Origin of the sequence: Lelliottia sp. (genome assembly GCF_045627565.1) — a bacterium.
Classification (GTDB): domain Bacteria; phylum Pseudomonadota; class Gammaproteobacteria; order Enterobacterales; family Enterobacteriaceae; genus Enterobacter.
This window is the reverse complement of sequence record NZ_JAZQNX010000010.1, coordinates 251508-271776: the sequence shown is the minus strand read 5'-3', so window position 1 is coordinate 271776 and position 20269 is coordinate 251508. Positions and strand designations below refer to the sequence as shown.

At 51.4% G+C, this 20269-nt stretch carries 19 protein-coding genes; 4 read left to right on the top strand and 15 right to left on the bottom strand.

What is annotated here, in order from left to right:
- Nucleotides 1-28: 28 nt before the first annotated feature.
- From rnhB to rpsB, 15 genes are all read right to left on the bottom strand, one after another.
- Nucleotides 29-625, bottom strand: a complete 597-nt coding sequence (gene rnhB / locus ACKI5T_RS09030) for a ribonuclease HII (protein ID WP_407437094.1) — start codon at nucleotides 623-625, stop codon at nucleotides 29-31.
- Entirely contained in the window at nucleotides 622-1770 is a 1149-nt protein-coding gene (gene lpxB / locus ACKI5T_RS09025; RefSeq protein ID WP_407437093.1) for a lipid-A-disaccharide synthase, read from the bottom strand. Before lpxB ends, rnhB begins: the two co-directional genes overlap by 4 nt.
- On the bottom strand, nucleotides 1770-2558 hold the full coding sequence (lpxA, locus tag ACKI5T_RS09020; RefSeq protein ID WP_235134787.1) for an acyl-ACP--UDP-N-acetylglucosamine O-acyltransferase: 789 nt from the start codon (nucleotides 2556-2558) through the stop codon (nucleotides 1770-1772). The genes lpxB and lpxA overlap by 1 nt, the downstream gene beginning before the upstream one ends.
- 3 nt (nucleotides 2559-2561) lie before the next feature.
- Nucleotides 2562-3017 (bottom strand): 3-hydroxyacyl-ACP dehydratase FabZ, encoded by a 456-nt coding sequence (gene fabZ / locus ACKI5T_RS09015; protein ID WP_012016126.1) that lies wholly within the window; start codon nucleotides 3015-3017, stop codon nucleotides 2562-2564.
- 103 nt (nucleotides 3018-3120) lie between these two features.
- Nucleotides 3121-4146 carry a UDP-3-O-(3-hydroxymyristoyl)glucosamine N-acyltransferase gene (lpxD, locus tag ACKI5T_RS09010; RefSeq protein ID WP_407437092.1) on the bottom strand — a complete coding sequence of 342 codons (1026 nt, stop codon included), beginning with the start codon at nucleotides 4144-4146 and terminating at the stop codon, nucleotides 3121-3123.
- Between the two features lie 3 nt (nucleotides 4147-4149).
- A complete protein-coding gene (gene skp / locus ACKI5T_RS09005) occupies nucleotides 4150-4644 on the bottom strand; it encodes a molecular chaperone Skp (protein ID WP_012016124.1) in 495 nt (164 codons plus the stop codon).
- 122 nt (nucleotides 4645-4766) lie between these two features.
- Nucleotides 4767-7184 carry an outer membrane protein assembly factor BamA gene (bamA, locus tag ACKI5T_RS09000; protein ID WP_012016123.1) on the bottom strand — a complete coding sequence of 806 codons (2418 nt, stop codon included), beginning with the start codon at nucleotides 7182-7184 and terminating at the stop codon, nucleotides 4767-4769.
- Between the two features lie 31 nt (nucleotides 7185-7215).
- Nucleotides 7216-8568, bottom strand: a complete 1353-nt coding sequence (gene rseP, locus ACKI5T_RS08995) for a sigma E protease regulator RseP (RefSeq protein WP_407437091.1) — start codon at nucleotides 8566-8568, stop codon at nucleotides 7216-7218.
- A gap of 11 nt (nucleotides 8569-8579) precedes the next feature.
- Nucleotides 8580-9437 (bottom strand): phosphatidate cytidylyltransferase, encoded by an 858-nt coding sequence (cdsA, locus tag ACKI5T_RS08990; protein ID WP_407437090.1) that lies wholly within the window; start codon nucleotides 9435-9437, stop codon nucleotides 8580-8582.
- A 12-nt stretch (nucleotides 9438-9449) separates the two neighbouring features.
- Entirely contained in the window at nucleotides 9450-10208 is a 759-nt protein-coding gene (gene ispU, locus ACKI5T_RS08985; protein ID WP_012016120.1) for a (2E,6E)-farnesyl-diphosphate-specific ditrans,polycis-undecaprenyl-diphosphate synthase, read from the bottom strand.
- A gap of 185 nt (nucleotides 10209-10393) precedes the next feature.
- Entirely contained in the window at nucleotides 10394-11593 is a 1200-nt protein-coding gene (ispC, locus tag ACKI5T_RS08980) for a 1-deoxy-D-xylulose-5-phosphate reductoisomerase (protein WP_407437089.1), read from the bottom strand.
- A gap of 95 nt (nucleotides 11594-11688) precedes the next feature.
- Nucleotides 11689-12246: a ribosome recycling factor gene (frr, locus tag ACKI5T_RS08975; protein ID WP_012016118.1), complete on the bottom strand. Its 558-nt coding sequence runs from the start codon at nucleotides 12244-12246 to the stop codon at nucleotides 11689-11691.
- A 168-nt stretch (nucleotides 12247-12414) separates the two neighbouring features.
- Nucleotides 12415-13140, bottom strand: coding sequence for a UMP kinase (pyrH, locus tag ACKI5T_RS08970; protein ID WP_012016117.1), 726 nt, complete (start codon nucleotides 13138-13140; stop codon nucleotides 12415-12417).
- 149 nt (nucleotides 13141-13289) lie between these two features.
- The gene (tsf, locus tag ACKI5T_RS08965) at nucleotides 13290-14141 is read right to left on the bottom strand and encodes a translation elongation factor Ts (RefSeq protein WP_012016116.1); all 852 of its coding nucleotides are present in this window, start codon (nucleotides 14139-14141) and stop codon (nucleotides 13290-13292) included.
- A 120-nt stretch (nucleotides 14142-14261) separates the two neighbouring features.
- A complete protein-coding gene (gene rpsB, locus ACKI5T_RS08960; RefSeq protein ID WP_012016115.1) occupies nucleotides 14262-14987 on the bottom strand; it encodes a 30S ribosomal protein S2 in 726 nt (241 codons plus the stop codon).
- 322 nt (nucleotides 14988-15309) lie between these two features.
- On the opposite strand from rpsB, the gene map reads away from it, so the two are divergent.
- From map to ACKI5T_RS08940, 4 genes are all read left to right on the top strand, one after another.
- Nucleotides 15310-16104, top strand: a complete 795-nt coding sequence (map, locus tag ACKI5T_RS08955) for a type I methionyl aminopeptidase (RefSeq protein WP_012016114.1) — start codon at nucleotides 15310-15312, stop codon at nucleotides 16102-16104.
- 61 nt (nucleotides 16105-16165) lie between these two features.
- Complete coding sequence (glnD, locus tag ACKI5T_RS08950; RefSeq protein ID WP_407437088.1) at nucleotides 16166-18841, top strand: bifunctional uridylyltransferase/uridylyl-removing protein GlnD; 2676 nt, start codon at nucleotides 16166-16168, stop codon at nucleotides 18839-18841.
- Between the two features lie 32 nt (nucleotides 18842-18873).
- The gene (dapD, locus tag ACKI5T_RS08945; protein ID WP_012016112.1) at nucleotides 18874-19698 is read left to right on the top strand and encodes a 2,3,4,5-tetrahydropyridine-2,6-dicarboxylate N-succinyltransferase; all 825 of its coding nucleotides are present in this window, start codon (nucleotides 18874-18876) and stop codon (nucleotides 19696-19698) included.
- A gap of 110 nt (nucleotides 19699-19808) precedes the next feature.
- A complete protein-coding gene (locus tag ACKI5T_RS08940) occupies nucleotides 19809-20198 on the top strand; it encodes a DUF3461 family protein (RefSeq protein WP_012016111.1) in 390 nt (129 codons plus the stop codon).
- Nucleotides 20199-20269: the final 71 nt, after the last annotated feature.

The window sequence follows — 20269 nt, the reverse complement described above, 5'->3', positions numbered from 1 at the left end:
CGCGTGACTTAGTTGCTTACGTATTGATTCAGCACACCAGTCCCAGTGCGCGTTTCACCGGACCAAAACTGCGTCGATGATGTTCAGTTGGGCCATGCTCAGACAGTCTTTCCAGATGGAAAGCGGTTGGATATCCCTTGTGCTGGGCGAAACCATACTGAGGATATGAAAGGTCCAGCGCCGCCATTTCGGCATCGCGTGTCACTTTGGCAATGATAGACGCTGCGCTGATCTCAGCCACACGGCTATCACCTTTTACGACCGCCAAGGAGCGCATCGGCAGTGCAGGACAGCGGTTACCGTCAATCAACACATATTCTGGTACGATTTTTAGGCCAGCGACAGCACGCTGCATCGCCAACATGGTGGCGTGCAGAATGTTCAGCTCGTCAATCTCTTCGGGCTCTGCGCGGCCTAAACTCCAGGCCAGCGCTTTTTCTTTGATTTCCTCAAAGAGCGCAAGACGGCGTTTTTCAGACAGTTTCTTCGAATCATTCAGCCCTACAATCGGGCGAGCGGGATCAAGGATGACGGCCGCCGTGACGACAGCACCGACCAACGGCCCGCGTCCGACTTCGTCCACACCCGCCACAAGATGCGTGTGTGGGTAAACAAACTCAATCATTGCGCTAACTCCATCACGGCATCTGCTGCTTGCTCATCGGCGTAACAGCGGATCTGCTGATGCAGTTCCCGGAAGGTGTCGTGCATTTGATGACGGGTTTTACCGTCTGCCAGTAAAGGCAACAGCGCATCGGCTAATGCCTGCGGCTGACACTCATCCTGCAACAGCTCTTTGACTAGCTCACGGCCTGCCAGCAGATTGGGCAATGAAACATAATCCGTTTTAACCAGACGCTTCGCCAGCCAGAAGGTAAATGGCTTCATGCGATAGCCCACAACCATTGGGCATTTTGCCAGCATGCATTCCAGCGCAGCCGTGCCGGACGCCAACAATGCGGCATCACTCGCCACCATCGCTTCACGTCCCTTGCCATCCAGAAGATGAATGTGCAGATCAGGCGCGACTTCCGCTTTAATACGTTCAAACTGCTCACGGCGTTTGGCATTCACCAGCGGCACCACCACTTCCAGATCGGGATACGTCTGCCGAAGAATTTGCGCGGTTCTCAGGAAATCCGCGCTAAGCATTTCGACTTCTGCACCACGGCTACCCGGCAAAAGAGCCAAACAGTGAGCGTCATGCGGAATACCAAGACTATCTCGCGCAGCATTTTTATCCGGATCAAGCGGCATGGCATCGGCCATGGTATGCCCGATAAAACGGCAGGGAACATTGAATCTGTCATAAAACGCTTTTTCGAAAGGCAGAAAAGCCAGCACCATATCGGTGGATCTGCCTATTTTGAAAACACGTTTCTGTCGCCATGCCCAGACGGACGGGCTGACGTAGTGAATCGTTTTAATACCCTGTTTTTTCAGGTTGCCTTCGAGGGAGATATTAAAATCAGGCGCATCAATGCCCACAAAGACATCGGGCTTCAGATCGGTAAAACGACGTGTGAGATCGGCGCGAATATGCAGTAAACGGCGTAAACGCCCCAGCACTTCAACGATGCCCATCACCGCGAGCTCTTCCATTTCGTACCAGGCTTCACAGCCTTCGGCCTGCATTAGCGGGCCAGCAACACCCACAAAGCGAGCATTCGGTACGCGGGCCTTGAGCGCCCGGATGAGACCTGCACCAAGAATATCGCCGGAGGTTTCTCCGGCGACCAGGGCAATCGTTAGTGGACGGTTGTCGACCATTAACGAATCAGACCTCGAGTAGAGCGCTCAAAGAACTCAGTGAACGCTTTTACTTCCGGGTGCTGCTCTGCCAACGCTGCCACTTCTGGCTTGGCCTCTTCCAGCGTTTTGCCGCTACGGTACATCAGTTTGTACGCGTTGCGGATCGCTGTAATGGCTTCGCGGCTAAAGCCACGACGCTTGAGGCCTTCAATGTTAACGCCAAAAGGTGTTGCGTGGTTACCCTGCGCAATCACATACGGTGGCACGTCTTGCGCGACACCGGAGCAACCGCCGACCATGACGTGCGCACCAATAATGCAGAACTGATGGACCGCCGTCATGCCGCCAATGATCGCGAAATCATCAACCGATACGTGTCCCGCCAGCGTTGCGTTGTTGGCGAGGATACAACGGCTCCCCACTGTACAGTCGTGCGCAATATGCGCATTGACCATAAAGAGGTTATCGCTGCCCACCTTCGTCAATCCACCACCCTGTACTGTGCCACGATGAATGGTGACGCTTTCGCGAATGCGGTTACGATCGCCGATTTCCAGACGGGTCGGCTCACCAGCATACTTAAGATCCTGGTTGACTTCGCCGATGGAGGCGAACTGATAGATCTCATTATCGCGGCCTATGGTCGTATGACCATTCACGACGACGTGAGATTTCAGTACGGTACCCTCACCAATTACGACATGGGGTCCAACAATACAGAATGGGCCAATGTGAGCGTTGGCACCAATTACGGCACCCTCTTCCACAATGGCAGTTGGATGAATAAAGGCAGTTTTATCAATCACGTATCAGGCCTCCCGGCTACGCGCACACATCATTGTAGCTTCACAAACAACTTTGCCGTCAACTGAAGCAACGCCTTTGAAGCGCGTCAATCCACGGCGCGTTTTTTCAAAAGTCACTTCCATGATCATCTGATCACCAGGTACGACTGGGCGCTTAAAGCGCGCTTCATCAATACCCGCGAAGTAATACAACTCGCCAGGCTCAAGTTTACCCACGCTTTTAAACGCGAGAATACCCGTTGCCTGTGCCATTGCTTCCAGGATCAAAACACCCGGGAAGATAGGCTTACCAGGGAAATGTCCCTGGAAGAATGGCTCATTTACTGAAACATTTTTCACTGCGCGCAGAAAACGACCTTCTTCAAAATCCAGCACACGATCTACCAGCAAAAACGGGTAGCGGTGCGGCAGAAGTTCTAAAATCTCTTCAATATGCAGAGTATGAGTGTCGGTAGTCAAAATACTCTTCCTGTCAAAATGTACTGAATAGCAATAATAACACGGCCTGCCGGATTATAAGAAAGCCGACAGGCCGGGAAATTTAGCGTTAAAGGATGAACGCTTAGTCTTGTTGATTGATTTTGCGCTCAATAGACTTGAGGCGCTTACTCATATCATCAATATTCATCACCAGAGCTGCGGTTTTACGCCACATCTTATTCGGTTGCAGCGGAATACCGGAGGAGTAAACACCTGGTTCAGTAATAGGACGCATCACCATACCCATGCCCGTCACCGTGACTTTGTCGCATATTTCCATATGGCCATTGATCACGCTGGCTCCACCGATCATGCAGTAGCGGCCAATTTTCAAGCTGCCTGCCATGATTACGCCGCCCGCAACTGCGGTATTGTCGCCAATCACGACGTTATGCGCAATCTGACATTGGTTATCGATGATAACACCATTACCAATAAGGGTGTCGTCGAGCGCACCGCGGTCGATCGTCGTACATGCACCGATCTCAACACGATCGCCGATAATCACGCGCCCCAACTGAGGGATCTTGATCCAATTACCACGATCGTTGGCATAGCCAAAACCATCCGAACCGATCACGGTACTGGACTGGATCAGGCAGTGTTCACCGATCTCAATTTCATGATAAACGGTCACATTGGCCCACAAGCGAGTGCCTGCACCAATTTTAGTGTGTTTTCCAACGAAGCAACCCGCACCGATCACCACGTTATCACCCAAAACAACATCGGATTCGATAACGGCGTTCGCACCAATTGATACGTTGCTACCCAGCTTTGCCGTTGAATCGATCACTGCACTTGGTGCAATGTTCTGTGCCGGCTGCGGCGTGGTATCTAAAATTTGAGCCATGCGCGCGTAAGTCAGGTAGGGATTTTTCACTACCAGCGCGGCGCCTGTGGCAAAAGGAAGGTCGTCCTGTGTTAAAACCACAGCAGACGCCTGGCATTGTGCCAGGTGTTCACGGTATTTAGGACTTACGATGAACGTAATATTGCCTGTTTTAGCAGATTGCATGGACGCAACAGCGGTGATGACGATATCGCCATCACCGTGTAATTCTGCATCCAACTGCTGAGCTAGATCAGCCAGTCGAATAGAAGGCATTACTTATTTAACCTGTTTCAGTACATCTGCAGTGATGTCTTTAACATCTTTGCTATTGAAAGCAACGGCATTCGCGTCAACAACCAGATCGATACTCTGATCGGCTGCCACGGATTTCACCGCAGACTGGATACGAGTGACCAGTTTGCCACGTTCTTCGTTAGAGCGACGCTGACGATCCTGCTCGAAAGCCTGCGCTTTCTGGGAGAAGGTCTGGCGCTGTGCCATCACGTCTTTTTCCAACTTGCTGCGATCGCTTGCTTTCATGGTAGAACCATCACGCTGCAGACGCTGCATTTTAGACTGAAGGTCGCTTTCCATACCTTGCAGTTCGCTAGCACGGCCTTTGAATTCATTTTCCAGCGTTGCAGAAACACCGGTTTTCTGTGCAACTTGCTGGAACAGGTTGCCCATGTTGACGATTGCAATTTTGTCCGCTGCCTGAGCAGAAGTCACCATCGCCAAACCAAGACCTGCCGCTAATAACCACTTTTTCACAATAAACTCCTTACCATCCCATTGGCACCCGAAGGTACCGTTCTTTGCGTGGCAAGGCGATCGTCTATGCGATCGCCGGTTGTCAGCGCTACACTGCAAACGCATTCCATCGCAACGGATTATTACCAAGTTTTACCAATGTTAAACTGGAATTGCTCCGCTTTGTCTCCATCGTATTTCTTAAACGGTTGGGCGTAAGAGAAGACCAACGGCCCCAACGGTGACATCCATTGTAATGCTATACCTGCAGACATGCGAATGTTGCTCGGATCGCTGTAGTCTGGCACACCAGCCGCTTTCATCTGGGCAGTATTTTCCCAGTTGGTATCCCATACCGTACCCGCATCCCAGAAGAACGAAGTACGCACTGAGTTCGCATACTTGTCGCTGATAAACGGCGTAGGTGTGATGATTTCCAGGCTGGCGACACCCATGGCGTTACCGCCTACTGCGTCATCAGAACTACATACTTCGCTGGAAGATGTCTTATTACAGTTATCTTTGTCGTTACCGCCGTAATACACCGCTTTCGGACCAATGTTATTGGACTGGAAGCCACGCACTGTACTAGAACCACCGGCATAGAAGTTTTCGTAGAATGGCAACTCTTTGCCACCTAACCCGTCACCATAACCCCAACGCGTACGACCCAGAACCACCCATTTATGATCATCATCGATCGGGAAATAGGATGCGGTATCAAGCGTCAATTTATAGAACTCGTTGTCGGAACCCGGCACGGTCACTTTACCGTTCAGGTTGACACGAGAACCTTCGGTCGGGAAGAAACCACGGTCGAGACGGTTATACGTCCAGCCATAGTTAAAGGTGAAGTCATCTGCAGCAAAACCATTGTTATCGCTGGATTTGCTGGCTGCTTGACCAATTGAGTCCAGATAACGCCACATCGCAACCTGCGGTTGCATATTGGACAGGTCGTTATGCACGTAACCTAAGCCAGCACGCAGGGTGTTATACTCGTTAATCGGGAAGCCAAGCGTTCCGTCTAAACCATAGCTTTTGTTAGTATAGGAAGATAGGTCCGCATCGTCAGCTTTAAAGTCGTTATAGAAAATACGACCGCCGAGACTCACACCATCAACAGTAAAGTATGGGTTAGTGACCGAGAATTCGGAATATGTCTGGTAATCGTTTTTGGTGCCGTTGATACCAACGGAATAGCCAGTACCTAACCAGTTATCCTGCTGAACGCCAACCTGGAAGCTAACACCACTCTCAGTACCGTAACCGACACCGAAGTTGAAGCTACCGGTGTTACGTTCTTTGACTTTGTAGACAACGTCTACCTGATCAGGACTGCCCGCAACACGCTGGGTATCCGTATCAACCGTTTCGAAATAGCCCAAACGGTTCAGACGTTCTTTACCCTGATCGACCAGATCGCTACCCAACCACGCGCCTTCCATCTGGCGCATTTCGCGGCGCAGTACGGAATCTTTGGAGGTATCGTTACCTTCAAAGCGAATTTTACGCACGTAGAAACGGTTACCCGCATCGACGTTCACGCGGAGTTTAACAGTTTTGTCGGTATCGTTGATTTCAGGCTGAGTCTGTACGCGCGGATAAGCATAACCATAACGGCCGAGCAGCTTTTTAATGCCGTCTTCCATTTTGGTGACTTTTGCACCGCTATACAGCTCACCCGGCTGAAGTTTGGTCAGACTCTCAATTTCAGCGGAATGACCCGCCAGGTTTCCACTCACTTCAACACCTGAAAGCTTATATTGATCGCCTTCAGTAATGTTTACCGTAATGTAGATACCTTTCTTGTCCGGAGTCAGACTGACCTGAGTGGAATCGATATTGAAACGGGCGTAACCGCGATCCAGATAGTAGCTACGCAGGGTTTCAAGATCGCCTGCCAGCTTTTGTTTCTGATATTTACGATCGCCAACCACGTTCCACCACGGCACTTCGTCGCGGAGCTGGAACGTAGAGATCAATTCGTCCGTAGTGAACGCGTGGTTACCCACGATATTGATCTGCTGAATTTTTGCAGAAACGCCTTCCTGGAAGACGAGCTTCAGATCCACACGGTTACGCGGCAACGGTGTGACAACGGCTTTTACGCTCGCGCTGTATTTACCGACGCTATAGTAGAAATCTTCCAGTCCTTTTTCGATATCAGACAGGGTTGTGCGGTCAAGAGATTCACCGACACGAACACCCGATGCTTCAAGGTTTTGCTTGAGCATATCGTCTTTAACCGACTTATTACCGGAGAAAGTGATACTGGCAATCGTTGGGCGTTCCTTCACCTGTACCAGCAGCGTATCACCATCGCGAAGGACGCGGACATCCTCAAAGTTGCCAGTGGCAAACAATGCGCGAATGGTATTACTGATATCTTCATCATTAACCGTGTCGCCCTGGCGAACTGGCATGCTGAGGAGGGCCGCACCAACGGCGACACGCTGAAGACCTTCGAAATGAATATCCTTCACTACGAAACCTTCAGCACCGTATACGGTCGCGCTGCTAAACAGCAGCGACGCTATGAGCAACTTTTTCATCGCCATCGTTATTATGCGTTCTTCCTAACACTCTCTCTTACAACCGAGAGAAATCATTGAAAAGTGCAAGCCCCATTAACAACACTAGCAATATCGAGCCAATGCGATAACTAAAGTCTTGAACTCGCTCGGATACTGGTCCGCCTTTTAGCTTTTCAATCGCTAAAAACAGCAGATGCCCCCCATCTAAAACAGGAAGCGGGAACAGGTTGATTATCCCGAGGTTCACGCTTATGAGCGCGAGAAACATGAGATAGTAGATCACCCCGAATTCCGCTGACATCCCAGCCCCTTGGGCGATAGAAATCGGCCCACTGAGGTTGTTCAGTTTTACGTCACCAGTTATCAATTTCCCCAACATAGTGACCGTAAGCTTCATCAATTGCCATGTTTTATCCGTGGCTTCAACGATTGCGCTAAACGGCCCATACTGGCGTATTGTCTTGTACTCATCTGGCAGTGGGATCACTTTTGGCACGACGCCAGCAAACCCCTCAGCCTTGCCACCGCCCGGTTTGGTATCCGGAATCAGCGTCAAAGAGAGCGGACTCCCCTGCCTTTCAACTTCCAGCGCTAACGGTGTGCCTGGATTATCGCGCACCAGATTAACAAAGGTCATCCATTGCGTTAAAGGCTGACCATCGACTTTAACGATCCTGTCGCCCGCTTGCAAACCTGCTTTACGTGCCGCTGAATCATTTTGCACTTCGGCTAACACTGGCTCAATCTGCGCACCACGTGGGCGAATCCCCAACGCGGCAACGGGATCTTCTTTGTCTGGCTCAAAAGCCCACTGACGCAAATCTAGAGTTTTTTCCTGGCGCTGACTCTCACCCACCGGCGATACGCTAACTGATGCTTTTTCATCACCAATCTTAGAGACCAATTGCAGCCTTACGGCATCCCAATCAGGGGTTTCGATGCCATCGATCGCTTTAAGTTCCATGCCTGGCGTAATTTGCGCTGTTGCAGCGATGGAGTTGGCGGTAATTTCGCCAACAACCGGACGAACACCAGGGACACCGATGATAAACACCAGCCAATAAGCGAAGACAGCAAAGATGAAGTTGGCTACCGGACCGGCAGCGATGATAGCGGCGCGTTGGCCCACTGTTTTGTTGTTGAACGCGTAGTGTCGCATTTCAGGCACGACAGATTCTACGCGTTCATCCAGCATTTTGACGTAGCCGCCAAGAGGGATCAGCGCGATGACAAACTCAGTGCCATAACGATCGGTACGACGCCACAGCGATTTGCCAAAGCCAATAGAAAAACGCTCGACCCGCACTCCGCAGCGCCGGGCAACCCAGAAGTGGCCAAATTCATGCACGGTAATCAGTACACCCAGTGCAACTATGAACGCCGCCAGATTCCAGAGAATGCTCAGCATAAAACCTTCCGTTAAATCGTCCCGAACACCAGAAACAACAGGCATGCAAACACAGGAACCGCAGCCGTCAGGCTATCAATACGGTCCAATATTCCACCATGTCCTGGAATGAGGTGACCACTGTCTTTAATCCCTGCTTCACGCTTGAACATACTTTCGGTCAAATCACCTAATACGGATGCCAACGCAGCAAAAATAGAACAAATGAGCAGCGTTGTCGGCGCGACGTCCAGATTCGCCCAGAAGCCATATCCCCAGGAGATAATCGCTGCTGTGAACAGACCACCGATGAACCCCTGCCAGGTCTTACCAGGCGAAACTTTTGGCGCCAGTTTATGTTTGCCAAACAGTTTACCAAACATATAGGCACCTGAGTCAGCCCCCCAGACGAGAATCATCACATAAAGCAGCCACAACGCGCCGCTGTAGTGGTTTTCGTCATAATGCCAGGCGCGCAACACGAGCATACCCCAGAAAAATGGAATAATAGTGAGCAGGCCAAAAATCAGACGCAGCGTTTTAGAGTTGCGCCAGATAGCCGCTGACTCAGGATAGAAAAGAACCAGCAGCAACGCGGCAATCCACCAACCCAGTGAGGCCCATAGCGAACCTGCCACCAACGGCTGATGAATATCGTGATGATACTCGGGCAACATAAACAGCATCAGGGCCAATAACAGACCACAGAGCACCGCCAGCCATACTCGCTGAGTGCGCGAGGTAAAGCCGCTAAGCTGTCCCCATTCCCACGCGGCAAGCATACACACCACCAGCGTGACAATAGCAAATCCCACCGGGGGCAGTAAAAACAGCGCCGCAATGACGATGGGTATTAATACAAAAGCGGAAATCAGGCGATACTTCAGCAAAAGCTACCCCCATCAGACTTTTTCGGCGCCTGGCTCAGTACCGCCGAAGCGACGCTCACGATTGGCAAAGGCATACAGCGCACCTTCAAAGTCTTGTTCATCAAAATCGGGCCAGAGCACATCCGTAAAGTAAAGTTCGGCGTAGGCAATTTGCCAAAGCAAAAAGTTACTAATGCGGTGTTCTCCCCCTGTCCTAATTACCAAATCCACGGGTGCGAGTTCATTCATGCAGATTTGCTGACCCAGCGCCTCTTCATCAATTTGGTCGGGTCTTAATAGCCCTTCCTGAACTTGCTCGGCGAGATGCCGAACGCCCTGGATAATATCCCAGCGTCCGCCGTAGTTCGCAGCGATATTGAGCGTCAGACCTGTATTATTTTCGGTCACCGCTTCCGCTTTGCGAATACGTTCCTGCAAACGTGAGTTAAAACGACTGGTATCGCCAATAATGCGCAAGCGAACGTTGTGGCGGTGCAGGCTTTTTACTTCGCTGTCGAGCGCCCACACAAACAGCTCCATCAACGCAGTCACTTCCTGCGGAGGTCGATTCCAGTTTTCACTGCTAAAAGCATAGAGCGTTAACGCATCAATGCCGTTATTGGCGGCAAATGAAACGGCGCGACGAACAGATTTCGCCCCAGCTTTATGCCCAAAGGCTCGTATCTTCCCTTGTCTTTTCGCCCAGCGGCCATTGCCATCCATAATGATTGCTACATGGCGGCAGCCATGAGCTGGCAAGTTTTCGCTTATTGGTTGATTCGCAGACAACATAACGCGTTTTTAGTCCCTGAAAGGATTTTACGGTACTCAGGAATACTGAAGCCATTACATAAAAAAGCCGTGTCTAACCACGGCTTACCTGACCACTTAAAGCCAAATACCTGCGATCAGGTGGCGCAGACTATATCACTGAAGCCTAACGCTAACAAACAACACAAGCACGAGTCGGTGGATTATCACCAGCTTGCGAGATGCGTCACCGCTTTACGCGCCGCCATGCGAGCTTGTGAATCGACAGCCAGCACTTCTTCAACGCTCTGCGGTTCCCGTAAATCCATCTCTTCGAGAACCGACAGATTGAGCGCCGCAATATCCGTAAAGCGGATCTGCTGTTTCAGAAATGCCTCAACCGTTATTTCGTTAGCTGCATTCAGTGCTGTCGTTGCCGCTTGTCCCTGATCAAAAGCGTTCATCGCCAGCTTCAGACAAGGGTAACGGTCGTAGTCAGGTTCGCTGAAAGTGAGTGCACTCAGCGCGCAAAAATCGAGTGGTTTAGCTCCCGACATTACCCGGTTGGGCCACGCCATCGAATGCGCGATTGGCGTACGCATATCCGGTTCACCCAACTGCGCAATTACGCTGCCATCTTGATAGCGCACCATGGAGTGAATCACCGACTGTGGGTGAATCAACACTTCCATCTGTTTTGCAGACGCGTTAAATAACCAGCGAGCTTCAATGTATTCCAGACCTTTATTCATCATGGTGGCTGAGTCGACAGAGATTTTTCGCCCCATCGACCAGTTCGGATGACGGCATGCCTGATCGGGCGTCATTGAGACCAGTTCAGACAATGGCGTTTCACGGAACGGGCCACCAGACCCGGTGAGCAAAACGGACACAACGCCATTTTGCTCAAGGGAAGCGTACCCTAGGTTTTCCTGAAAAGGTTGCGGTAAACTCTGAAAAATCGCGTTATGTTCGCTATCTACCGGTAAAAGTCGCGCGCCTCGCTGTTTTACAGCGTCCATAAAAAGGCGCCCGCATGTCACGAGTGCCTCTTTATTTGCCAGTAAAACGGTTTTCCCGGCGTCAATTGCCGCGAGCGTGGGCAAAAGCCCTGCTGCGCCAACAATGGCCGCCATCACCTGATCGACGTCATCCAGCGCAGCCATATCACAAGCGGCTTTTCGCCCACTCATGACTTCCGTACGACTTCCCCGATCTGCCAGCAACGCTTTAACCTGGCGAGCACTTTCCTCGTCATCCATCACCGCATAACGGGGAGAGAACTCAAGACATTGTTCAACCATGCGCTGCACGTTTTTCCCGGCCACAAGGGCGGTCACCGTGTAGTCTTCAGGATTGTGGCGAACAACGTCGAGAGTGCTGCAACCAATAGAGCCGGTCGAGCCGAGGAGAGTTAAATGCTTCATGAGATGCCCGGGATAGTTAAACCATATAAAAGCAAAACGCCGCCAGCAAAGTCATAAGGACTTTCTGAACGGCGTTTATCAGATTACGTCAGAAATCAGAACTGCATCAGTTCCGCTTCTTTATCTGCCAGCGCCGCATCAAGTTTTTTGATGGCTGCGTCTGTCAGTTTCTGCACGTCGTCCTGAGAACGGCGATCGTCATCTTCGCTGATTTCTTTATCTTTCAGCAGTGCTTTCACTTTGTCGTTCGCATCACGACGGACATTACGTACCGCAACGCGCGCGCCTTCTGCTTCACCACGAACCACTTTGATCAGCTCTTTACGACGTTCTTCTGTCAGCGCTGGAAGCGGAACGCGAATGTCGGTACCTGCTGAGCTTGGGTTCAGACCCAAATCAGAAGCCATAATCGCTTTTTCTACAGCCGGGCCCAAAGAACGGTCAAAGACGTTGATTTTCAGCGTACGGGTATCTTCTACCGTGACGCTCGCCAGCTGACGCAGCGGTGTTGGCGTACCGTAATATTCTACGATAATGCCATCCAGCAGGCTTGGAGAAGCGCGGCCAGTGCGCACTTTGCTAATTTGGTTTTTGAAGGCTTCTACGCATTTTTCCATGCGCACTTCAGCATCTTTTCTGATATCGCTAATCACGTTACGAATCCTTGAAAACTTGTTTCAGGCAGACTATCCGCCAACACAGCCACTTTAGGTGTGCTAAGTATAGTCGCGTTTAAATCATGACAACGCCTGAGGCGCGTCGAGGTAAGAAATCACTACAAAGTAAAGCGGAATCTTACCTGTATTTATCGTCAACGGAAATTATTCCGTGATCAAAGTGCCTTCTTTTTCGCCCATCACTACGCGACGCAGTGCTCCGGGCTTATTCATGTTAAAAACACGAATCGGTAATTTGTGGTCACGAGCCAGCGTAAAGGCAGCAAGATCCATGACTTTCAGCTCTTGATCCAGTACTTCGTTGTAGCTCAGCTGTTCGTACATCGTTGCGGAAGGATCTTTTGCTGGATCGGCGGTAAACACGCCATCTACTTTGGTCGCTTTCAACACCACGTCGGCTTCGATTTCAATACCACGCAGACACGCTGCAGAATCGGTCGTAAAGAAAGGATTACCGGTACCCGCGGAAAGAATCACCACGCGGTTATTGCGCAGCAGGCTGATAGCTTCTGCCCAGCTGTAGTTATCGCACACGCCATTCAGCGGAATAGCGGACATCAGGCGAGCGTTCACATAGGCACGATGAAGTGCATCACGCATTGCCAGACCATTCATCACGGTAGCCAGCATACCCATGTGGTCACCCACAACACGGTTCATACCCGCTTTCGCCAGACCAGCGCCACGGAAAAGGTTACCACCGCCAATTACCACGCCAACCTGGATACCCAGTTCAACCAGTTCTTTGATTTCCTGTGCCATACGGTCAAGAATGCTTGCGTCGATACCGAAGCCTTCTGTTCCCTGCAGCGCTTCGCCACTAAGCTTAAGCAGAATGCGTTTGTACACGGGTTTTGCATTGGTAGCCATGTTTCTTTCCTGAGACTGTCAACGATTGAGATGGGGGTTAATTCTGGCGACATAGTACGTCGCATATCAGTGCAGAAACTACGGGCTTCTGTCTGATTTTTACATGACGGGCAAAAAGAAGCCGCCCTCAGGCGGCTCCTTCGCAATCCTTAAGACTGCTTGGACATTGCAGCGACTTCTGCTGCGAAGTCAGTTTCAACTTTCTCGATGCCTTCGCCCACTTCGAAGCGGATGAAACCAGTCACGTCAGCATTGTGCTCTTTCAGCAACTGAGCAACAGACTTGGTTGGATCCATAACGAATGGCTGACCCGTCAGAGAAACTTCGCCGGTGAATTTCTTCATGCGGCCTTCAACCATTTTCTCTGCGATTTCTTTCGGCTTGCCAGACTGCATAGCGATGTCGAGCTGAACCTGGTACTCTTTTTCTACAACTTCAGCAGACACGTCTTCTGGCTTAACGAATTCTGGTTTGCTTGCCGCGATGTGCATAGCCAGCTGTTTAACCAGCTCTTCGTCAGCGCCTTTAGCAGCAACCAGAACACCGATACGTGCACCGTGCTGATAAGAACCCAGAACGTCTCCTTCGATGGAAGCAACACGACGGATGTTGATGTTCTCACCGATTTTAGCAACCAGCGCAACACGTTCTTCTTCGAACTGTGCTTTCAGAACGTCAACGTCAGTGATTTTGCCAGCGATAGCAGCGTCAAGAACTTTGTTAGCAAATGCCTGGAAACCACCGTCTTTTGCTACGAAGTCAGTCTGGCAGTTAACTTCCAGAATGATGCCGTAGGTGCCGTCGATTTTGGTCAGGATTACGCCGTCAGCAGCAACGTTGCCTGCTTTTTTCGCCGCTTTGATCGCGCCGGATTTACGCATGTTTTCGATTGCCAGCTCGATGTCGCCGTTAGCTTCAACCAGTGCTTTTTTGCAATCCATCATGCCTGCGCCAGTACGTTCGCGCAGCTCTTTTACCAGGGATGCGGTAATTTCAGCCATTCTTAAATCCTCGGGAGAGATGACCTGCTCGGCTCATTGAACCAAACAGGTTTAAAAGTGAAAAAGGGGCCATTAAGAGGCCCCTATCCATACACGGTACTAATAAGGGGTAGAACCTTATTATTCAGCTTCTACGAAGCTTTCTTCCGCTTGAGAAGCCAGATCCTGAGAACGGCCTTCACGTACGGTAGCCGCTACAGCACCCAGGTACAGAGTAACAGCACGGATTGCATCGTCGTTACCCGGGATAACGAAGTCAACACCGTCCGGATCGGAGTTGGTATCAACGATAGCAAATACCGGGATACCTAGGTTGTTAGCTTCTTTGATTGCGATGTGCTCGTGGTCTGCATCGATAACGAACAGAGCGTCTGGCAGACCACCCATGTCTTTGATACCGCCCAGGCTGTTTTCCAGCTTGGCCAGCTCACGAGTGCGCATCAGGGCTTCTTTTTTGGTCAGCTTATCGAAAGTACCGTCCTGAGACTGGATTTCCAGATCTTTCAGGCGCTTGATGGACTGACGAACAGTTTTCCAGTTAGTCAGCATACCGCCCAACCAGCGATGGTTCACGAAGAACTGGTCGCAGTTGTTAGCAGCATCTTTCACAGCTTCGCTTGCAGCGCGTTTAGTACCAACAAACAGAATCTTACCTTTACGGGAAGAGATCTTGCTCAGCTCAGCCAGGGCTTCGTTGAACATTGGTACAGTTTTCTCAAGGTTGATGATGTGAACTTTGTTACGCGCGCCGAAGATGAAAGGCTTCATTTTCGGGTTCCAGTAACGGGTCTGGTGACCAAAGTGAACACCAGCCTTGAGCATGTCGCGCATGGAAACAGTTGCCATGGTAAAAACCTCTATATTAAATGTTGGGGTTATGCCTCCACGTATCCCATATCACCGACCCCTAGGGGCACCCCGGAATATGTGCCGATACGTGTGTGTAATTACACAAAGTGAGATTTGTCGCTTCTGGTCCATCTTGTGTATACGAAATGGATCGGAAGTCCGGCGCGCTTTATACCACAAAACACCAGCAGAAACCAATTATTGTTGGCCTGATGTGCTGTTACTGATTCTCAATTTGGCAGCGAGTGCGAGGGACTGATACCATTGACAACACTTAGACTAGTATCGTCGAAATAATCGACACTGATGGACAGATTACATGGCTATCTCTATTAAGACCCCTGAAGAAATTGAAAAGATGCGCGTCGCCGGTCGTCTGGCCGCCGAAGTGCTGGAAATGATCGAGCCGTTCATTAAACCGGGCGTGAGCACCGGCGAGCTGGATCGCATCTGTAATGACTATATCGTCAATGAGCAGCACGCAATCTCCGCCTGCCTGGGCTATCACGGCTTCCCGAAATCCGTCTGTATCTCTATTAATGAAGTCGTCTGCCACGGCATCCCCGATGATGAGAAACTGCTGAAGGACGGTGATATTGTCAACATCGACGTGACCGTCATTAAAGACGAATATCACGGCGACACCTCAAAAATGTTTATCGTTGGTAAACCAACCATTCTGGGCGAGCGCCTGTGTCGTGTGACGCAAGAAAGCCTCTATCTGGCGTTGAAGATGGTGAAACCAGGCATTCGTCTGCGTACCCTGGGTGCCGCCATTCAGAAATTTGTCGAAGCGGAAGGTTTCTCCGTAGTTCGCGAATACTGCGGTCACGGCATTGGTCGCGTCTTCCACGAAGAACCGCAGGTCTTGCATTACGATGCAGATGACGGCGGCGTGGTTCTGCAAAAAGGCATGACCTTCACTATCGAACCGATGGTGAACTCCGGCGACTACCGCATCCGCACCATGAAAGATGGCTGGACGGTAAAAACCAAAGACAGAAGCTTGTCTGCGCAGTACGAGCATACTATTGTGGTCACAGACAACGGCTGCGAAATTATGACGTTGCGAAAGGATGACACCATCCCGGCGATACTCTCGCACAACGAATAATAAGAAGCCGGCGAATGCCGGCTTTTTTAATGGCGATAGCTTTTACTTATGGGTGACGTAGATGAATAACCTTTTACCCGAACAGTATGCCAACACGGCACTCCCCACCCTGCCCGATCAGCCGGACAATCCGGGAGTGTGGCCGCAGCGTGAGCTGACATGTGCGGATATCAAAGCGCACATTGAAGTCTTTCAGCGTTGGCTGGGTAAAGCCTTTGACGAAGGCATTTCTGCGGAAGCGCTGATCGAAGCGCGCACCGAGTTTATCGACCAAATGCTGCAACGGCTGTGGATTGATTATGGCTTTGGGCAAATCAGCGACGTCGCGCTGGTCGCCGTCGGGGGGTATGGACGCGGCGAGTTACACCCGTTGTCCGATATCGACCTGCTCGTCCTGAGCCGTAAAAAGCTGTCGGACGAACAGGCGCAGAAAGTGGGCGAACTGCTGACGCTGCTGTGGGACGTCAAGCTGGAAGTGGGCCACAGCGTTCGCACGCTGGAAGAGTGTCTGCTCGAAGGGCTATCCGATCTCACCGTCGCCACCAATCTGATTGAAACACGTTTGCTGATTGGCGATGTCGCGCTGTTTCTTGAACTGCAGAAGCACATTTTCAGCGAAGGCTTTTGGCCTACCGAAAAATTCTTTGCCGCCAAGGTCGAAGAACAAAATGTGCGCCACCAGCGCTATCACGGCACCAGCTATAATCTTGAGCCGGATATCAAAAGCAGTCCGGGTGGTTTGCGTGACATCCACACGCTTCAGTGGGTTGCCCGTCGCCATTTTGGCGCGACATCCCTTGATGAGATGGTCGGCTTTGGCTTTTTAACCGAAGCCGAACGCAACGAACTCAACGAATGTCTGCATCTGCTGTGGCGGATCCGTTTTGCGCTGCATCTTGAAGTCACCCGCTATGACAACCGTCTGCTGTTCGACAGGCAGTTGAGCGTCGCCCAGCGCCTGAACTACAGCGGCGAAGGCAACGAACCGGTTGAACATATGATGAAGGATTTCTTCCGCGTCACTCGTCGCGTGAGTGAACTCAATCAGATGCTTTTGCAACTTTTCGATGAAGCGATCCTGGCGCTGACGCCGGATGAAAAGCCGCGCCCGATTGATGACGAATTCCAGCTGCGTGGCACCTTGATCGACCTGCGCGACGAAACGCTCTTTATGCGCGAGCCGGAAGCGATCCTGCGTATGTTTTACACCATGGTTCGCAACAGCACGATCTCCGGGATCTACTCCACGACGTTGCGCCATTTGCGCCACGCACGTCGCCATCTGAAGCAGCCACTGTGCTACATACCGGAAGCCCGCTCGCTGTTTCTGAGCATGCTGCGCCATCCGGGCGCGGTCAAACGTGGTCTGTTGCCGATGCACCGGCACAGTGTGTTATGGGCCTATATGCCTCAGTGGTCGCACATTGTCGGCCAAATGCAGTTTGACCTTTTTCACGCCTACACGGTGGATGAACATACCATCCGCGTGATGCTGAAACTGGAAAGTTTCGCGAACGAAGAGACGCGCTCCATGCATCCATTATGCGTGGATTTGTGGCCGCGCCTCAGCCATCCGGAGCTGATCCTGATCGCTGCGCTGTTCCACGATATCGCCAAAGGGCGTGGCGGCGATCACTCCGTGCTCGGCGCGCAGGATGTGCTGAAATTTGCCGAGCTGCACGGACTCAATTCGCGGGAAACCCAGCTGGTCGCCTGGCTGGTGCGACATCATTTGTTGATGTCCGTGACCGCGCAGCGGCGTGATATTCAGGATCCGGAAGTCATCAAGCAGTTCGCCGAAATCGTCCAGACGGAAAACCGGCTACGTTTTCTGGTGTGTCTCACAGTGGCGGATATCTGCGCCACCAACGAAACGCTGTGGAATAGCTGGAAGCAAAGCCTGTTGCGCGAGCTCTATTTTGCCACTGAAAAGCAGCTGCGCCGTGGGATGCAAAACACGCCCGATATGCGCGAGCGCGTGCGCCACCATCAGCTTCAGGCGTTGGCGCTGCTGCGGATGGACAACATTGATGAAGAGGCCCTGCATCAGATCTGGTCGCGCTGTCGGGCAAACTATTTTGTGCGTCACAGCCCACATCAACTTGCCTGGCATGCGCGCCATCTTCTCGACCACGATCTGTCGAAACCGATGATCCTGCTGAGTCCACAGGCCACACGCGGCGGGACCGAAATTTTCATCTGGAGTCCTGACAGAGCCTATCTGTTTGCCGCAGTGTGTGCCGAACTGGACAGGCGAAATCTCAGCGTCCACGACGCGCAGATTTTCACCACGCGCGACGGCATGGCGATGGACACCTTTATTGTGCTGGAGCCAGACGGAAGCCCGCTTTCTGCCGATCGCCACGAAGCCATCCGCTTCGGTCTGGAACAGGCTATCAATCAGCACAGCTGGCAGCCGCCGCAACCGCGTCGCCAACCGTCAAAACTGCGCCATTTTACCGTCGATACCGAGGTCAATTTCCTGCCGACCCACACCGATCGTAAATCATTCCTCGAACTGATCGCCCTCGACCAGCCGGGACTGCTCGCACGTGTCGGCCAGGTCTTTGCGGACCTGGGAATTTCCCTGCATGGCGCCAGAATTACAACCATTGGCGAGCGAGTAGAAGATTTATTCATAATCGCTACTGCCGACAGGCGTGCGCTTAATAATGAGCTGCAACTTGAGGTGCAACAACGGTTGACAGCGGCCCTCAATCCAAACGATAAAGGGTGACGTGTTTTTTAGTGAAATGGAAAGTGTAAACAATGCAGCAGTTACAGAACGTTATTGAGTCCGCCTTTGAGCGTCGCGCCGATATTACTCCGGCAAATGTGGATACCGTAACCCGCGAAGCGGTGAATCAGGTGATTTCTCTGCTTGATTCCGGCGCGCTGCGTGTAGCAGAAAAAATTGACGGCCAGTGGGTCACGCATCAGTGGCTGAAAAAAGCCGTGCTGCTCTCTTTCCGTATTAACGATAACCAGGTTATCGACGGTGCAGAAAGCCGCTACTTCGATAAAGTGCCGATGAAATTCGCGGATTATGACGAAGCGCGTTTCGTGAAAGAAGGTTTCCGCGTCGTGCCACCTGCGGCCGTTCGTCAGGGTGCATTTATCGCACGCAATACCGTGCTGATGCCTTCTTATGTGAACATCGGTGCTTACGTTGACGAAGGCTCAATGGTGGATACCTGGGCGACCGTCGGTTCTTGTGCGCAGATTGGTAAAAACGTTCACCTGTCCGGCGGCGTCGGCATCGGTGGCGTTCTGGAGCCATTGCAGGCAAACCCAACCATCATTGAAGACAACTGCTTCATCGGCGCACGTTCCGAAGTGGTTGAGGGCGTGATCGTTGAAGAAGGCTCCGTGATTTCCATGGGCGTTTACATCGGTCAGAGCACCCGTATTTACGATCGTGAAACGGGCGAAGTGCATTATGGCCGCGTCCCCGCAGGCTCCGTTGTCGTTTCCGGTAACTTGCCGTCGAAAGATGGCAAATACAGCCTGTATTGCGCGGTTATCGTGAAAAAAGTCGATGCCAAAACCCGCAGTAAAGTCGGTATCAACGAGTTGCTGCGCACCATCGATTAATCAGGTACAACAAAAAGCGGGGCTACCCCGCTTTTTTTACATCTGAAGGTGGCGAAAATAGATTTTTTCGTTAATTATTCATGGGTTATGTTGAGATCAAGGGTACCGCTATGTACGATAATCTGAAAAGTCTGGGCATTACCAATCCTGATGAAATTGATCGTTACAGCCTCCGCCAGGAAGCGAACAACGATATTTTGAAAATCTATTTTCACAAGGACAAAGGAGAGTTTTTCGCGAAGAGCGTGAAGTTCAAATACCCACGTCAACGTAAAACCGTCGTCGCTGATGGTGTCGGCCAGGGGTATAAAGAAGTTCAGGAAATCAGCCCTAACCTGCGCTACGTGATCGATGAACTCGATCAGATCTGCCAGCGCGACCGCACCGAAGTCGATCTTAAACGTAAGATCCTCGATGACCTTCGTCACCTTGAAAGCGTTGTGACTCACAAGATCAGCGAAATCGAAGCCGATCTTGAGAAATTGACCCGCAATAAGTAAAAACAAAAACGGCAACCTTGAGTTGCCGTTTTTAGTTTTTCTCACTCTCCCCGTGGGAGAGTGCATCAGGC

What these genes read in the sequence shown, in the direction of transcription:
- rnhB (WP_407437094.1), bottom strand. Translation starts at nt 625, where the DNA reads ATGATTGAGTTTGTTTACCCACACACGCATCTTGTGGCGGGTGTGGAC.
- lpxB (WP_407437093.1), bottom strand. Translation starts at nt 1,770, where the DNA reads ATGGTCGACAACCGTCCACTAACGATTGCCCTGGTCGCCGGAGAAACC.
- lpxD (WP_407437092.1), bottom strand. Translation starts at nt 4,146, where the DNA reads ATGCCTTCTATTCGACTGGCTGATCTAGCTCAGCAGTTGGATGCAGAA.
- bamA (WP_012016123.1), bottom strand. Translation starts at nt 7,184, where the DNA reads ATGGCGATGAAAAAGTTGCTCATAGCGTCGCTGCTGTTTAGCAGCGCG.
- rseP (WP_407437091.1), bottom strand. Translation starts at nt 8,568, where the DNA reads ATGCTGAGCATTCTCTGGAATCTGGCGGCGTTCATAGTTGCACTGGGT.
- ispU (WP_012016120.1), bottom strand. Translation starts at nt 10,208, where the DNA reads ATGTTGTCTGCGAATCAACCAATAAGCGAAAACTTGCCAGCTCATGGC.
- ispC (WP_407437089.1), bottom strand. Translation starts at nt 11,593, where the DNA reads ATGAAGCATTTAACTCTCCTCGGCTCGACCGGCTCTATTGGTTGCAGC.
- pyrH (WP_012016117.1), bottom strand. Translation starts at nt 13,140, where the DNA reads ATGGCTACCAATGCAAAACCCGTGTACAAACGCATTCTGCTTAAGCTT.
- tsf (WP_012016116.1), bottom strand. Translation starts at nt 14,141, where the DNA reads ATGGCTGAAATTACCGCATCCCTGGTAAAAGAGCTGCGCGAACGTACT.
- rpsB (WP_012016115.1), bottom strand. Translation starts at nt 14,987, where the DNA reads ATGGCAACTGTTTCCATGCGCGACATGCTCAAGGCTGGTGTTCACTTT.
- map (WP_012016114.1), top strand. Translation starts at nt 15,310, where the DNA reads ATGGCTATCTCTATTAAGACCCCTGAAGAAATTGAAAAGATGCGCGTC.
- glnD (WP_407437088.1), top strand. Translation starts at nt 16,166, where the DNA reads ATGAATAACCTTTTACCCGAACAGTATGCCAACACGGCACTCCCCACC.
- dapD (WP_012016112.1), top strand. Translation starts at nt 18,874, where the DNA reads ATGCAGCAGTTACAGAACGTTATTGAGTCCGCCTTTGAGCGTCGCGCC.
- ACKI5T_RS08940 (WP_012016111.1), top strand. Translation starts at nt 19,809, where the DNA reads ATGTACGATAATCTGAAAAGTCTGGGCATTACCAATCCTGATGAAATT.